Raw genomic sequence first — 12,872 nt, forward strand, 5'->3', positions numbered from 1 at the left:
GGCGCCTCCGATCCGCCCCGCGACCGGCCGCGCCGGTCCGTGCCACTACTGCATTGCGCCCCCGTGGCGCTCGCCAAGGGAGATCATGCGAGTTCTGGTCAGCAACGACGACGGCGTCGATTCACCCGGTATCCGCGCCCTCGCCGAGGGATTGCGCGCCGCCGGTCACGAAGTAGTGGTAGTCGCACCGGACCGGGATCGCTCCGGCGCCAGCAACTCGCTCACCCTGGACATGCCGATTCGGGTGTTCCAGCAGGACGAGCGCACCTGGCGCGTCGCCGGCACGCCCACCGACTGCGTGCACGTCGCCATCACCGGCATGCTCGAAAAAGAGCCCGACATCGTGGTGTCCGGGATCAACGACGCCGCCAACCTGGGTGATGACGTCATCTATTCGGGCACCGTCGCCGCCGCGATGGAGGGCCGTTTTCTCGGCCTGCCCGCGGTCGCCGTATCGCTGGTGACCAACGGCGAGCTTGGCCGGCACTACGACACTGCGGCGCGTGCGGCGGTGGAGATCATCGCCCGTCTCGCGATTGATCCGCTGCCGGCCGACACCATCCTCAACGTCAACGTGCCCGACCTCGCGTGGGAAGACGTGCGCGGGTTCCAGGTGGGTCGCCTGGGCAACCGCCACCGCGCCGAAGCCTGCGTGCCGCAGGAGGACCCGCGCGGTCGCCAATGGTGGTGGATCGGCGCGGCGGGTCCCGAGCAGGACGCCGGGCCGGGCACGGATTTCCATTCGGTGCGCAGCGGCTACATTGCCATCACCCCGATCAAGGTGGACCTGACGCGTTACCAGGCGCTGGAGCAGGTGGCGAACTGGGTCAGCGGACTTGAAGCCTCTTTGGAATCCGCGCCCGGGGAGAACGGTCGATGAGCCTGAAGATGCGCCTGCAGCCCACCGACCTGGGTTCCGGCCTGACCTCGCAGCGTGTGCGCGACCGGCTGGTCGACCGCCTGCGCGCCACCGGCATCACCGATGAGCGCGTGCTCAACGCCGTGCGCAACGTCCCCCGCCACCTGTTCGTGGACGAGGCGCTGGAAAGCCGGGCGTACGACGACACCGCGTTGCCGATCGGCCACGGCCAGACCATCTCCCAGCCCTGGGTGGTGGCGAAAATGACCGAAACCCTGATGCAGGTCCAACCCGCCAAGGTGCTGGAGATCGGCACCGGCTCGGGCTACCAGGCCGCCATCCTTGCCGCCCTCGGGCTGGAAGTGCACACCGTGGAGCGCATCGGCGAGTTGCTGCGCACCGCTCGCAAGCGCTTTCGCCAGTTGGGCATGAATATCCGCAGCAAGCACGACGACGGCCGCATCGGCTGGCCGGAGAACGGTCCGTTCGATGCCATCCTGGTCACCGCGGCCGCCCCGGCGCTGGTGGACGCGCTGACCGCACAGCTGGCGCCCGGTGGCGTGCTGGTCGCGCCGGTGGGCGCGTCGGACGGGCAGTCGCTGCTGCGCCTGAGCAAGGACGCCGACGGGCGGATCACGCAGGAGACCATCGGTTCGGTCGTCTTCGTACCATTGCTGTCGGGCCTGATCGACTGAAGGACACCTGCGTTTGAAACTATTCGGCCCCATGTACGACCGCTGCCTGGTGTGGGCGAGCCATAGGCGCGCGCCTGCTTTGCTGGTCGGTCTGAGCTTCGCCGAGGCGGTGGTGTTCCCGATCCCGCCCGAGGTCATGCTGGGGCCGATGTCCCTGGCGCGCCCGACGCGCGCATTCTGGTTCGCCTTCCTCAGCCTGCTCGGCTCCCTGGCTGGCGCCGTGCTGGGATACCTGCTCGGTCACTACGCGTTCGAGCTGGTCCGCCCGCTGCTGGTGAGCCTGGGCTGGATGGATCGGATCGATGTTGAGGTGTCGGCGCTGCGCGAGATCGCCGCCAACTCGCCGTGGAAGGCGTTCTGGGTACTGGTGCTGGTCGGCTTCACACCCATCCCCCTGAAGATTTTCACCTGGGCTTCCGGCATCGTCGGGGTACCTTTGCTGCCGTTTATCGCCAGCATGTTCGTTGGCCGCGGCAAGCGCGTGTTCCTGCTCGCGCTGGCGATCCGACTGGGCGGCCATCGCGCAGAGGCGGCATTGCGACGCTACATTGAACCCGTCGGCTGGGTCGCTACGGCCCTGTTGCTGGCGGTATTCACCTGGCTGATCTGGAGGACACAACAAGGCGCATGAGCATGATGACTCCCGAAGGCAACACACTCTTTCGCACGGTTGCGGCCCGCCTGATCGTGGCCGCTGCGGTTGCTACGACGTTGGCGGCGTGCTCCAGCGCGGTCACCCGCGAAACCAGTCCGGTCTCCACGCCCAAATACGGTGCGACCCGGGTCGTGCAGCGTGGCGACACGCTGTACCGGATTGCGGTCGAAAACGGCATCGCGATGCGGGATCTCGCGGCCTGGAACGGTCTGGGCGCGCCCTACACGATTTACCCCGGGCAGCAGCTGCTGCTGTATCCAAGATCCGGTGGTGCCGTGGCAACCACGCCGCGCGCACCGTCGAGTGGTGGCACGCGCGCGCCGGCGGCCAGTGCGCCGGTCGCTTCGGCTCCGAGCGCAGCGCCGCTGGCCAGTGGTGTTGCCTGGCGCTGGCCGGTGGATGGTGCGTTGCTGAGCCGCTTTGTCGCCGGCGAACCGACCAAGCAGGGCATCGACATTGCCGGGACCGCGGGCACCGCGGTCAAGGCGGCGGGCGACGGCACCGTGGTCTATTCCGGCTCCGGCCTGGTGGGTTACGGCGAGCTGGTCATCATCAAGCACAACGAGCAGTGGCTGTCGGCCTATGGCCACAACCGCAACCGGCTGGTGGAGGAGGGCGCCAGGGTGAAGGCGGGCCAGCAGATCGCCGAGCTCGGTCGCACCGGCGCGTCGCGCGACATGCTCCACTTCGAGGTGCGCTACAACGGCAAACCGGTCGATCCACTGCTCTACCTGCCGAAAAAGTAGGCTCGCGTGCTGCGTCGCTGCCGCGGTTCAGCCCGGCAGCACGAATCCGGCGACCACGCGGCGGTTTTCGCTGGCCAGCACGCTGAAGGTCCGCGCCGCGGCGGCATTGGTCATCACTTCGATGCCTATTCCGCGACGCAGGCAGACGGCCATCACCTTCGCCGGCGCGAATACCTGCTGGCCGCCACCGCCGATGATCACCACTTCCGGCTCCAGCGCCAGCAACGGGTCGAGATCGGACGGGTCCAGGTCCTGCATGCCGCGCACGCCCCAGTCCTCGGACAGGTGGTTCGGCGTGATGACGAAACTCCGGGTCAGGCGGCGGTCATTGACCAGCGCCATGCTGCCGTCGGCAGCGCGAAGGAAGAATTCGTAGTCCGGGCGTTCCAGGGTCAGTTCCATCGCGCCATGCTAGCAAGCGCGATGAGGACTAAAAAGGCGCGGTGCGCTCAGGCGCGGGGCAGCACGATGTGGCGCTTTTCTTCGCTGGGACGGTAGAGCGCCACCGTGTGGCCGATTTTCTGCACCAGTGCCGCGCCGGTGCGCTGCACCAGCTGGGCGATCATCACGTCGCGGACTTCTCGATCCGCCGCGCCCACCTTCACTTTCACCAGCTCGTGGTTCTCCAGTGCGAGCTCCAGCTCCGCCACCAGCGCATCGGAAATGCCCTTTCCGCCGACCTGGATCATGGCCTTGATGTCGTGTGCCTGGCCGCGCAGGAAGCGGGTCTGGGCACTGGTCAGGACGGTTGCCATCGATGCACGCAAATGAGGTTGGGGAGGGCCCGCAGGGTATCATGGCCGGCCCGTCCTCCAACGGTTTTCGTCCGATGGCTACCCGCAGCAAAAGCAGCCAGCGCTGGCTCAAGGAGCACCACTCCGACCCGTTCGTGAAGCGCGCACGGGCGGAAGGACTGCGCTCGCGGGCCGCCTACAAGCTGGAGGAACTGGTCAAGCGGGACCGCCTGCTGAAGCCGGGGATGGTGGTGGTCGACCTGGGCGCCGCGCCCGGTGGCTGGTCGCAGTGGGTGCGTCAGGCTCTGGGCGACAGCGGGCGCGTGATCGCGCTGGACATCCTGGAGATGCCGACCCTGGCCGGGGTGGAGTTCCTTCATGGCGATTTCAGGGAGGATGCGGTCTTATCGGAGCTGGTGCGCACTCTGAATGACAAGCCGGTGGACCTTGTTCTCTCCGATATGGCCCCCAATAAGAGTGGTGTGGATGCGGTCGACATGCCGCGTGCGCTGTACCTGGCGGAACTGGCGATGGATTTTGCCGACCACCACCTTCGCGTCGATGGCACGTTCCTGATCAAGCTTTTCCAGGGTGTGGGTTTCGATGATTACGTGCGGGAGCTGCGGCGGCGCTATGCCAAGGTGGTCATCCGCAAGCCGGAAGCGTCGCGCAAGCGCTCACCGGAGGTCTACGCCCTTGCACAGGGCAAACGCGCACAAATCAAGTGATCCGGTCCTCGCTACGCGCCGTATACCAAGCGTCGCTGCTTCTTTCCGATGTCTGCCGTGGCAGGCCGTCCGCACAAAAAAGTGATCCGTAACCTATGAACGACATGGCCAAGAATCTGATGCTGTGGGTGATCGTCGCCGTGGTTCTCATGGTGGTGTTCCAGGCATTCGGCCCGCGTACCCCCGGCGCCGCCGGCCCCCTTGCCTACGACCAGTTCATCCAGCAGGTCCAGGCCGACCGCATCGACAAGGTCCGCATTGACGAGGATCGGACGACGATCACCGGCAAGCGCAAGGACGGATCCGAATTCACCACCTTCAGCCCCGGTGACAAGGACCTGGTCAACGACCTGATGCAGCACAACGTCGGCATCGAGCAGGTGCCGCCGGGCGGCCCGTCGTTCTGGTCGGTGCTGCTCAATTTCCTGCCGATCCTGCTGATCATCGCCTTCTGGCTGTTTGTGATGAAGCAGATGCAGCAGGGCGGCGGCAAGGGCGCGATGAGCTTTGGCAAGTCGCGCGCCAAGTTGCAGGGCGAGGACCAGATCAAGGTGACCCTGGCCGATGTCGCCGGCTGCGATGAGGCCAAGGAGGAAGTCGGCGAGCTGGTCGAGTTCCTGCGCGATCCGACCCGTTTCCAGAAGCTGGGCGGCAAGATTCCGCGCGGCGTGCTGATGGTCGGCCCTCCCGGTACGGGTAAGACCCTGCTGGCGCGCGCCATCGCCGGCGAGGCCAAGGTCCCGTTTTTCGCGATCTCCGGCTCGGACTTTGTCGAGATGTTCGTCGGCGTCGGCGCCAGCCGCGTGCGTGACATGTTCGAGCAGGCCAAGAAAAGCGCGCCGTGCATCATCTTCATCGACGAGATCGACGCGGTCGGTCGCCATCGCGGCGCCGGTCTGGGCGGCGGTCATGACGAGCGCGAGCAGACGCTGAACCAGTTGCTGGTCGAGATGGACGGCTTCGAGGGCGGCGAGGGCGTGATCGTCATCGCGGCGACCAACCGCCCGGACGTGCTGGATCCCGCGTTGCTGCGCCCGGGCCGGTTCGACCGCCAGGTCGTGGTCGGGTTGCCGGACGTGCGTGGCCGCGAGGAGATCCTGCGCGTGCACATGCGCAAGGTGCCGCTGTCGGATGACGTCGTGCCGATGACCATTGCGCGTGGCACGCCGGGCTTCAGCGGCGCGGACCTGGCCAACCTGGTCAATGAGGCGGCGTTGTTTGCCGCCCGCGAGAACGCGAAGGAAGTCCGCATGGACCACTTCGACAAGGCCCGCGACAAGATCATGATGGGCGCCGAGCGCCGCTCGATGGCGATGAGCGACGACGAGAAGAAGCTCACCGCCTACCACGAGGCCGGCCATGCCATCGTCGGTCGCGTCGTGCCCGAGCACGATCCGGTCTACAAGGTCACCATCATTCCGCGCGGCCGTGCGCTGGGCGTGACCATGTACCTGCCCGAGGGTGACAAGTACAGCTACAACCGCACCGCGATCGAGTCGCAGCTGGCCTCGCTGTACGGCGGCCGCGTCGCCGAGGAGCTGATCTTCGGCGCCGACAAGGTCACCACCGGCGCGTCCAACGACATCGAGCGGGCGACCAAGATGGCCCGCAACATGGTCACCAAGTGGGGCCTGAGCGACGAGATGGGCCCGATCTCCTACGGCGAGGAGGACGACGAGGTCTTCCTGGGCCGTTCGGTGACCCAGCACAAGAGCGTCTCCGACGACACCGCGCGCAAGATCGACGAGGTGGTGCGCGGGATCCTCGACAAGGCCTACCAGCGCGCGACCGAGATCCTGCACAAGCACCTCACCGAGCTGCATGCGATGGCGGACGCGTTGCTGGAGTACGAGACCATCGACGCCCTGCAGATCGACGACATCATGGCCGGGCGCAAGCCCAACCCGCCGGCGGACTGGGGCAAGACCGACAACCTGCCGCCGCCGCCCAAGGACACCCCGCGCTCGCCGGGTCCGATCGGTGGGCCGGCCGAGCAGCTTTAAGAGGCAGAACATCGCGATGAAACAGGAACGCCCCTGACCGGGGCGTTTCTGTTTCCGGCGATCGCGCTTTCCCCGGCCGGGGCGGGTGTAACAATGGGTCCCCGCACGTATTCCCCGGAGCCCGCCGTGTTCGATACCGCCACCGTCCTGGACTGCAACGGCCGCCTGCTCAGGCTGGACCGCGCCAGGGTCATGGGCATCGTCAACGTAACGCCCGATTCGTTTTCCGAGAGCGGCGCCCATCAGGGCACGGAGGCCGCGGTCGCCCACGGACTGCGTCTGGCCGCCGAGGGCGCCGACCTGCTCGACGTCGGCGGTGAGTCGACGCGCCCTGGCGCGGAGGAGGTGGATGCTGAGGAGGAACTGCGGCGCGTCATCCCCGTCATCGAGCGCCTGGCCGCCGAGACCACAGTGCCGATCAGCGTGGATACCTCCAAGCCCGAGGTCATGCGCGCCGCCGTGGCCGCCGGTGCCGGGATGATCAATGACATCCACGCGCTGCTGCGCGAGGGCGCGCTGGAGGCGGCCGCTGCGCTCGGCGTGCCGGTGGTGCTGATGCACATGCAGGGCCGGCCGCGCGACATGCAGGACGCGCCGCACTACGAGGACGTCGTCGGCGAGGTGCACCGGTTCCTTGCCGAGCGGGTGTTCGCCGCGGAAATGGCCGGCATCGCCAAGAAACTTCTCGTCATCGATCCCGGCTTTGGTTTCGGCAAGAACCTGCAGCACAACCTGTCCTTGCTGGCGGGACTGCAGCGCTTCTCGGACATTGGCGTGCCGGTGCTGGCCGGCCTGTCGCGCAAGCGCTCGATCGCCGAGTTGACCGGTCGCGATGGGATGGATGAGCGCGTCCACGGATCGGTCGCGGCACACCTGATCGCCGCCCAGCGCGGTGCCCTGCTGCTGCGGGTGCATGACGTCGCCGCCACGGTGGACGCGCTGAAGGTCTGGCAGGCGGTCGCGGAGCAGCCGATGCCGCAGCAGCGTCCGGCCGGCGCCGCGATCCGTTGGCCGGATGATGACTGACAGCTGCGTTTTCATCGCCGCGCCCACGTGGTCAAAAATTGACCAACGTAAGCCCGGCCCTTGCCGGCTATCGCGCTGCGTAAGTTGTCCACAGCTTGATGCCGATGCTTGTCCACAGGGTCTGTGAACAAGTCGCCCGGGATCCCTGTGCGATGCCGGGTTAGGCTTCGCCGATGACCGCCTGCCTGCCGCTCACTGTTGCGCTTTATTTCGGATGATTTCCCACCGACCACTCGCGATCGCGCTGATGGGCCCGACGGCGTCGGGCAAAACCGCGCTTGCGCTCGACTGGGCCGAGCGCCTGGGCGGGGAGATCATCAGCGTCGACTCGGCGCTCGTCTATCGCGGCCTGGATATCGGCGCTGCGAAACCGGACGCGGCGGAGATGGCGCGCGTGCCCCATCACCTGATCGATATCCGCGACCCGTGGCAGCCGTACTCGGCCGCCGAGTTCGCACGCGATGCACGCGCCGCGCTGGAGGCGGTGAGCGACCGGGGCCGGGTACCGATCCTGGCGGGTGGCACGGGTCTGTACTTCCGCGCGTTGCTGCACGGCCTGTCGCCCATGCCGGAAGCCGATCCGCACATCCGCGCGCAGATCGTCGCCGAGATCGCCGAGCGCGGCCTGCCCGCACTGCACGGCGAGCTGGCCGCGCTGGACCCGGCCGCAGCCTCCCGCATCCATGCCACTGATGCCCAGCGGATCCAGCGCGCGCTGGAGGTATATCGCGCTTCGGGACGGACCATCACCTCCTGGCGTCACGAAGCGTCGGCACCGCGCCTGCCGTTCCGCGTATTGAAACTGGTCCTCGCGCCGCGCGACCGCGCGGTGCTCCATCAGCGCATCGAGCAGCGTTTCGACGCGATGCTGGCGGCGGGTTTCCTCGAGGAGGTGCAGAAGCTGCGTGCACTGCCACAGTTGCGCGACCATCCGGCGCCGCTGGACCTGCCCGCGGTCCGCGCGGTTGGATACCGCCAGGCTTGGGAGTATCTGGACGGATGCGGGGAGGCGACCGACTTCCGCGACCGCGGCATCCATGCGACCCGGCAGCTGGCCAAGCGCCAGATCACGTGGTTGCGCGGCGAACTGGACGCGCGCTGGTTCGACACGATGACCCAGCGCCAATCGCTGGAAGAGGCGCTGGCCCTGTTCCTTCCCTGAGTGTCCTCGCGCGCGCTGGCGTGATTGGCCCGATCCGCTATCTGCAGCACGTCTGCGCAGCGCGCGTTGCGCTACCATCGCCCCAGCGCCGGCTGGGGAAATGCCGGCGACAGGCAGTGCCGGACACGGCATGCCACCCATAACTAGAAAAACCAAGCGGGGAATTCAGATGTCCAAGGGACAGTCTTTGCAGGATCCTTTCCTGAACGCGTTGCGCCGCGAGCGCATTCCAGTCTCGGTCTACCTGGTCAACGGCATCAAGCTGCAGGGCACGATCGAATCCTTCGACCAGTTCGTGGTGTTGCTGCGCAATACCGTCAGCCAGATGGTCTACAAGCACGCCATCTCGACCGTGGTGCCGGCGCGCAACGTGCGCGTGGGTCCCAGCGGCGGGCAGGTGCAGGCGGCGGACACCGATGAAGGCGCGGGGTCGCCCTGACTCGCCATCCGTTCGGGCCATGGCTTGTGTTTGGCGATCCCGCACCCATCTCATCGGGCATGATCCCAAATACCGCAAAGGCCCTGCCTCTTGTTTGAACGCTCCCGCAAGGGTGAAAGTGCGCTCCTGATCCAGCCCCACGCTGGCGGTCCCGTCGATGAGGACCAGTTGGAGGAATTCACCGAGCTCGCCCGCTCGGCTGGTGCCACCGTGGTCGCGACACTGAATGCCCGCATCGACCACCCCAACGCCTCGATCCTGATCGGCACCGGCAAGCTTGAGGAAGTGCAGGCCGCCGTCGCCGCCACCGAAGCGGACCTGGTGCTGGTCAACCACCCGCTGAGCCCGGTCCAGGAGCGCAACCTTGAGCGCATCCTGGGCTGCCGCGTGGTCGATCGCACCGGCCTGATCCTTGACATCTTCGCCCAGCGTGCGCGCAGTCACGAGGGCAAGCTGCAGGTCGAGCTGGCCCAGCTCAAGCACATGTCGACCCGGCTCGTGCGCGGCTGGACCCACCTGGACAGCCTGCGCGGTGGTTCCATCGGCCTGCGTGGCCCGGGTGAGACCCAGCTGGAAACCGACCGCCGGCTGCTGCAGAAGCGGCTGGAGCAATTGCAGAAGCGGCTCGAAAAGGTCGAGGTGCAGCGCACCCAGATGCGCCGTGCCCGGGTCCGCAACGAACTGCCCAGGGTCGCGCTGGTGGGCTACACCAACGCCGGCAAGTCGACGCTGTTCAATGCCCTGACCGGCGCGGACGCCTACGCCGCCGACCAGCTGTTCGCCACGCTGGATCCCACCGTGCGCCGCATCGAGCTGTCCGGACACGCGATGGTGCTGGCCGACACGGTGGGCTTCGTCCGCGATCTGCCGCACGAGCTGGTGGCGGCCTTCCGCTCCACGCTGTCGGAAGCGCGCGAGGCCGACCTGCTGCTGCATCTGGTGGACGCCGCCGACCCGCTGCGCGAGGAGCGCATCGCCCAGGTCGACGAGGTGCTCGCCGAGATCGGTGCGGGCGATATTCCGCAACTGCTGGTCTACAACAAGATCGATCAGCTCGAGCAGGCAAAGCCCAGGGTCGACCGTCCTGCCGAAGGCCACCCGCGGGTCTGGGTGTCGGCCAAGGAACGTGACGGGCTGGACCTGCTGCCCGAGGCGATCGGCGAGATCCTCGATCTGCAGCGGGTCACCGGCTCCATCGAGGTGCCCTCGCGTGCGGGCAAGCTGCATGCCAAGCTGCACGAGCTGGGCGCGGTGCGTGACGAGGAGTCCGTCGAGGATGGCTGGCGGATGCAGGTGGACATGTCGCTTGCCGACGCCGCGCGCCTGCACGAGCAACCCGACGGCGATGTGTTGCACGCACTGCTGCCCCCGCCCGAGGCGGACCACGACCTTCATTGACCGCGCTTGCTTGAGGCAGGCGTCCCTCCCACCTAGAATCATCGGCTGCCCGCGACAAAGGGGCGCTGTTCACCTTCCTTAGGAGCAGGCATGGCCTGGAATACCCCTGGCAGTGACAATTCCGGCAGCGGTCGTGGCCGCCCGCCGCGTCGGCGCCCCGGCGGCAACGGGATCGACGACGTGCTGGATCGGCTGCGCGGCCTGTTTGGTGGCCAAGGCGGTGGCAGCGGTGGTGTCGGCCGCTGGGTGTTGCTGGTGCTCGCCCTGTGGCTCGCCTTCAACAGCTTCCTGTTGGTGAACGAGCAGCAGCGCGCGGTGGTCCTGCGCTTCGGCCAGTTCTCGCGCATCCTGCAGCCCGGCCCGCACTTCAAGCTGCCGTGGCCGTTTGAGACCGCGATCAAGATCAACGCCACCGAGATCAAGACCTTCGGTACCAACGTGCCGGTCCTGACCAGCGACGAGAACATCGTCCAGGTCGAGATCAACGTGCAGTACCGCGTCAGCGATCCGCAGAAGTACGTGTTCGGCAGCCGTGACGCCAACGCCATGCTTCAGCAGGCGGCGCTGAGCACCGTGCGCGAGCAGGTCGGCCGTTCAACACTGGATACCGTGCTGGGCGCGCGTAATGCCCTGGCCGTTTCGGCCCGCGAGCAGTTGCAGAACTCGCTGGACGCGTACCGCACCGGACTGGTGGTGACCGAGCTCAACCTGCCCAACGCGCGACCGCCCGAAGAGGTCAAGCCGGCCTTCGACGACGTCAACAGCGCCCAGCAGGACAAGGACCGCCTGATCAGCGAGGCGGAAGCCTACGCCGCCCAGGTCGTGCCGGAGGCCCGAGGCCAGGCCGCCCGCGTGCGTACGGTCGCCGAGGGTTACCGCGACGCATCCGTATCGCGCGCCGAAGGTGACGCCGACCGCTTCTCGCTGCTGGTGGACCAGTACAAGGACGCGCCGGAAGTCACCCGCAAGCGCCTGTGGCTGGAGACCGTGCAGGAAGTGCTGTCGGGCAACCGCAAGATCGTCGGCGGCGATTCGCGCCAGCTGATCTACGTGCCGATGGACGGCGCCCCGGAAGGGTCCGGCCGCTCCTCGGGCTCGACCAATACCTCCTCCGCACCGCTGCTGACACCCGAGATGCTGTCGCCCGATACCTCATCGGCCACGCAGCCGCCTTCCCGCACTGAACGCACCCCGCGGCCCGCTGGCCGTCCGGAGGTAAACCGATGAGACATTCCATCTGGATCGCCGTCGCCGTAGCCGTGCTGCTGGGCCTGATGGGCTCCACCTACGTGGTCCGTGAGGGCCAGGTCGGCATGGTGCTCAACCTGGGCCGCGTGGCCAGGACCGGCATCGGCCCGGGCCTGCACTTCAAGGTGCCGCTGGTGGAGACCGCGCTGGTGTTCGATCGCCGCCTGACGGTGTTCAACGCCGAGCCCGAGCGCTACCTGACCTCCGAGCGCAAGGACGTCAGCGTGGACTTCTTCACCGTGGGCATGATCGAGGACGTTCGCGCGTTCTACCGGGCGACCGGTGGTGATGAAAGCCTGGCAGTGGACCGCCTGGCACCGATCATCAAGGACTCGCTGCGCAACGAGATCAACTCACGGACGCTGAAGGAGCTCGTCTCCGGTGACCGCGCCGAGATCATCGACCGCCAGCTGGAGTCGATCAACAAGGGCGCCAGCACGGTCGGCGTGAAGATCATTGACCTGCGCCTGAAGCAGATCGACCTGCCGACCGACAGCCAGGTCATCCAGGACGTCTATCGCCGCATGCGCGCCCAGCGTCACCAGGTGGCCAGCCGCCTGCGCGCGGAGGGTGCCGAGCAGGCCCAGACCATCCGCGCCGGTGCCGACAAGCAGCAGGCGGTGATCGTGGCCGAGGCCGAGCGTGACGCCCAGCGCCTGCGCGGTCAGGGCGATGCGGAAGCGGCGGCGCTGTATGCCAGGGCGGCCAACAAGGATCCGGCGTTCTACGCCTTCCAGCGCAGCCTGGAGGCCTATCGGGAATCATTCAACGACGGCCAGGGCGTGATCATGCTGGAGCGCAACGACGACTTCCTGAAGTACTTCGGCAACGATCGTTGAGCCTCGGCAATGCGGGCAGGAGCGCGGCATGACCGTCGAGCTCCTGTCGGCCCTCTCGCTGGTCGCCGTGCTGGAAGGCCTGTTCCTGTTCGCCGCCCCCGGCCGCTGGCGGCAGACCATGGAGCAGCTGCGCCAGCTCGATGACCGCCAGCTGCGCCAGATCGGCGGCGTGGTGCTTGCGGTTGGCGTGGTTTCGCTATGGCTGGTGCGGGTTCTGTAAGCGCTTGTCGTTCCGCACTGGCCCGGACCCCCAAAAACCCGGATAATGCGCAAAAGCCGGAGGGGCGAAAACCTCCCGGCTTTTTCTATGTGCGGAACTCTCCGCCCGGGTCGGCGTGCG

General features: G+C 67.2%; 15 protein-coding genes. 13 read left to right on the plus strand and 2 right to left on the minus strand.

The genetic code is table 11. The features are described from left to right. The first annotated feature begins 85 nt into the window (after window positions 1-85). Genes surE through INQ43_RS04090 form a run of 4 tightly spaced genes read left to right on the plus strand, consistent with a single transcriptional unit; the run spans window position 86 to window position 2,955 of the window. Complete coding sequence (gene surE, locus INQ43_RS04075; protein ID WP_194035215.1) at window positions 86-880, plus strand: 5'/3'-nucleotidase SurE; 795 nt, start codon at window positions 86-88, stop codon at window positions 878-880. Then, entirely contained in the window at window positions 877-1,554 is a 678-nt protein-coding gene (locus INQ43_RS04080; RefSeq protein WP_194035216.1) for a protein-L-isoaspartate(D-aspartate) O-methyltransferase, read from the plus strand. Before surE ends, INQ43_RS04080 begins: the two co-directional genes overlap by 4 nt. A gap of 13 nt (window positions 1,555-1,567) precedes the next feature. Continuing rightward, complete coding sequence (locus INQ43_RS04085) at window positions 1,568-2,185, plus strand: YqaA family protein (RefSeq protein WP_194035217.1); 618 nt, start codon at window positions 1,568-1,570, stop codon at window positions 2,183-2,185. A gap of 5 nt (window positions 2,186-2,190) precedes the next feature. Further along, window positions 2,191-2,955, plus strand: coding sequence for a peptidoglycan DD-metalloendopeptidase family protein (locus INQ43_RS04090; protein ID WP_228062663.1), 765 nt, complete (start codon window positions 2,191-2,193; stop codon window positions 2,953-2,955). Between the two features lie 27 nt (window positions 2,956-2,982). Here INQ43_RS04090 and INQ43_RS04095 read toward each other — a convergent pair whose 3' ends face one another. Together INQ43_RS04095 and yhbY are read right to left on the minus strand one after the other, a co-directional pair. Then, a complete protein-coding gene (locus INQ43_RS04095) occupies window positions 2,983-3,357 on the minus strand; it encodes an Mth938-like domain-containing protein (protein WP_194037186.1) in 375 nt (124 codons plus the stop codon). A gap of 47 nt (window positions 3,358-3,404) precedes the next feature. Continuing rightward, window positions 3,405-3,710 (minus strand): ribosome assembly RNA-binding protein YhbY, encoded by a 306-nt coding sequence (gene yhbY, locus INQ43_RS04100; protein ID WP_194037187.1) that lies wholly within the window; start codon window positions 3,708-3,710, stop codon window positions 3,405-3,407. A 74-nt stretch (window positions 3,711-3,784) separates the two neighbouring features. On the opposite strand from yhbY, the gene rlmE reads away from it, so the two are divergent. The 9 genes from rlmE (at window position 3,785) to INQ43_RS04145 (ending at window position 12,752) form a co-directional block, all read left to right on the plus strand. Continuing rightward, entirely contained in the window at window positions 3,785-4,417 is a 633-nt protein-coding gene (gene rlmE / locus INQ43_RS04105) for a 23S rRNA (uridine(2552)-2'-O)-methyltransferase RlmE (protein ID WP_194037188.1), read from the plus strand. Between the two features lie 95 nt (window positions 4,418-4,512). Further along, complete coding sequence (gene ftsH, locus INQ43_RS04110; protein WP_194037189.1) at window positions 4,513-6,420, plus strand: ATP-dependent zinc metalloprotease FtsH; 1,908 nt, start codon at window positions 4,513-4,515, stop codon at window positions 6,418-6,420. A gap of 126 nt (window positions 6,421-6,546) precedes the next feature. After that, a complete protein-coding gene (folP, locus tag INQ43_RS04115; RefSeq protein ID WP_194037190.1) occupies window positions 6,547-7,446 on the plus strand; it encodes a dihydropteroate synthase in 900 nt (299 codons plus the stop codon). 214 nt (window positions 7,447-7,660) lie between these two features. Further along, window positions 7,661-8,608, plus strand: coding sequence for a tRNA (adenosine(37)-N6)-dimethylallyltransferase MiaA (gene miaA / locus INQ43_RS04120; RefSeq protein WP_194037191.1), 948 nt, complete (start codon window positions 7,661-7,663; stop codon window positions 8,606-8,608). A gap of 169 nt (window positions 8,609-8,777) precedes the next feature. Beyond that, the gene (gene hfq, locus INQ43_RS04125) at window positions 8,778-9,047 is read left to right on the plus strand and encodes an RNA chaperone Hfq (protein ID WP_194035224.1); all 270 of its coding nucleotides are present in this window, start codon (window positions 8,778-8,780) and stop codon (window positions 9,045-9,047) included. Between the two features lie 90 nt (window positions 9,048-9,137). Further along, window positions 9,138-10,445, plus strand: coding sequence for a ribosome rescue GTPase HflX (gene hflX / locus INQ43_RS04130; protein WP_194037192.1), 1,308 nt, complete (start codon window positions 9,138-9,140; stop codon window positions 10,443-10,445). 90 nt (window positions 10,446-10,535) lie between these two features. Further along, complete coding sequence (hflK, locus tag INQ43_RS04135) at window positions 10,536-11,672, plus strand: FtsH protease activity modulator HflK (protein ID WP_194037193.1); 1,137 nt, start codon at window positions 10,536-10,538, stop codon at window positions 11,670-11,672. After that, complete coding sequence (locus INQ43_RS04140; protein ID WP_194035227.1) at window positions 11,669-12,532, plus strand: protease modulator HflC; 864 nt, start codon at window positions 11,669-11,671, stop codon at window positions 12,530-12,532. The genes hflK and INQ43_RS04140 overlap by 4 nt, the downstream gene beginning before the upstream one ends. Window positions 12,533-12,560: 28 nt before the next feature. Further along, window positions 12,561-12,752: a DUF2065 domain-containing protein gene (locus tag INQ43_RS04145; RefSeq protein ID WP_194035228.1), complete on the plus strand. Its 192-nt coding sequence runs from the start codon at window positions 12,561-12,563 to the stop codon at window positions 12,750-12,752. Window positions 12,753-12,872 lie beyond the last annotated feature (120 nt).

This window comes from Lysobacter sp. H23M47 (genome assembly GCF_015209765.1).
GTDB classification, from domain to species: Bacteria; Pseudomonadota; Gammaproteobacteria; order Xanthomonadales; family Xanthomonadaceae; genus Novilysobacter; species Novilysobacter avium.

What these genes read in the sequence shown, in the direction of transcription:
- INQ43_RS04095 (WP_194037186.1), bottom strand. Translation starts at nt 3,357, where the DNA reads ATGGAACTGACCCTGGAACGCCCGGACTACGAATTCTTCCTTCGCGCT.
- INQ43_RS04080 (WP_194035216.1), top strand. Translation starts at nt 877, where the DNA reads ATGAGCCTGAAGATGCGCCTGCAGCCCACCGACCTGGGTTCCGGCCTG.
- yhbY (WP_194037187.1), bottom strand. Translation starts at nt 3,710, where the DNA reads ATGGCAACCGTCCTGACCAGTGCCCAGACCCGCTTCCTGCGCGGCCAG.
- rlmE (WP_194037188.1), top strand. Translation starts at nt 3,785, where the DNA reads ATGGCTACCCGCAGCAAAAGCAGCCAGCGCTGGCTCAAGGAGCACCAC.
- INQ43_RS04145 (WP_194035228.1), top strand. Translation starts at nt 12,561, where the DNA reads ATGACCGTCGAGCTCCTGTCGGCCCTCTCGCTGGTCGCCGTGCTGGAA.
- INQ43_RS04090 (WP_228062663.1), top strand. Translation starts at nt 2,191, where the DNA reads ATGACTCCCGAAGGCAACACACTCTTTCGCACGGTTGCGGCCCGCCTG.
- surE (WP_194035215.1), top strand. Translation starts at nt 86, where the DNA reads ATGCGAGTTCTGGTCAGCAACGACGACGGCGTCGATTCACCCGGTATC.
- hfq (WP_194035224.1), top strand. Translation starts at nt 8,778, where the DNA reads ATGTCCAAGGGACAGTCTTTGCAGGATCCTTTCCTGAACGCGTTGCGC.
- miaA (WP_194037191.1), top strand. Translation starts at nt 7,661, where the DNA reads ATGATTTCCCACCGACCACTCGCGATCGCGCTGATGGGCCCGACGGCG.
- INQ43_RS04140 (WP_194035227.1), top strand. Translation starts at nt 11,669, where the DNA reads ATGAGACATTCCATCTGGATCGCCGTCGCCGTAGCCGTGCTGCTGGGC.
- hflK (WP_194037193.1), top strand. Translation starts at nt 10,536, where the DNA reads ATGGCCTGGAATACCCCTGGCAGTGACAATTCCGGCAGCGGTCGTGGC.
- ftsH (WP_194037189.1), top strand. Translation starts at nt 4,513, where the DNA reads ATGAACGACATGGCCAAGAATCTGATGCTGTGGGTGATCGTCGCCGTG.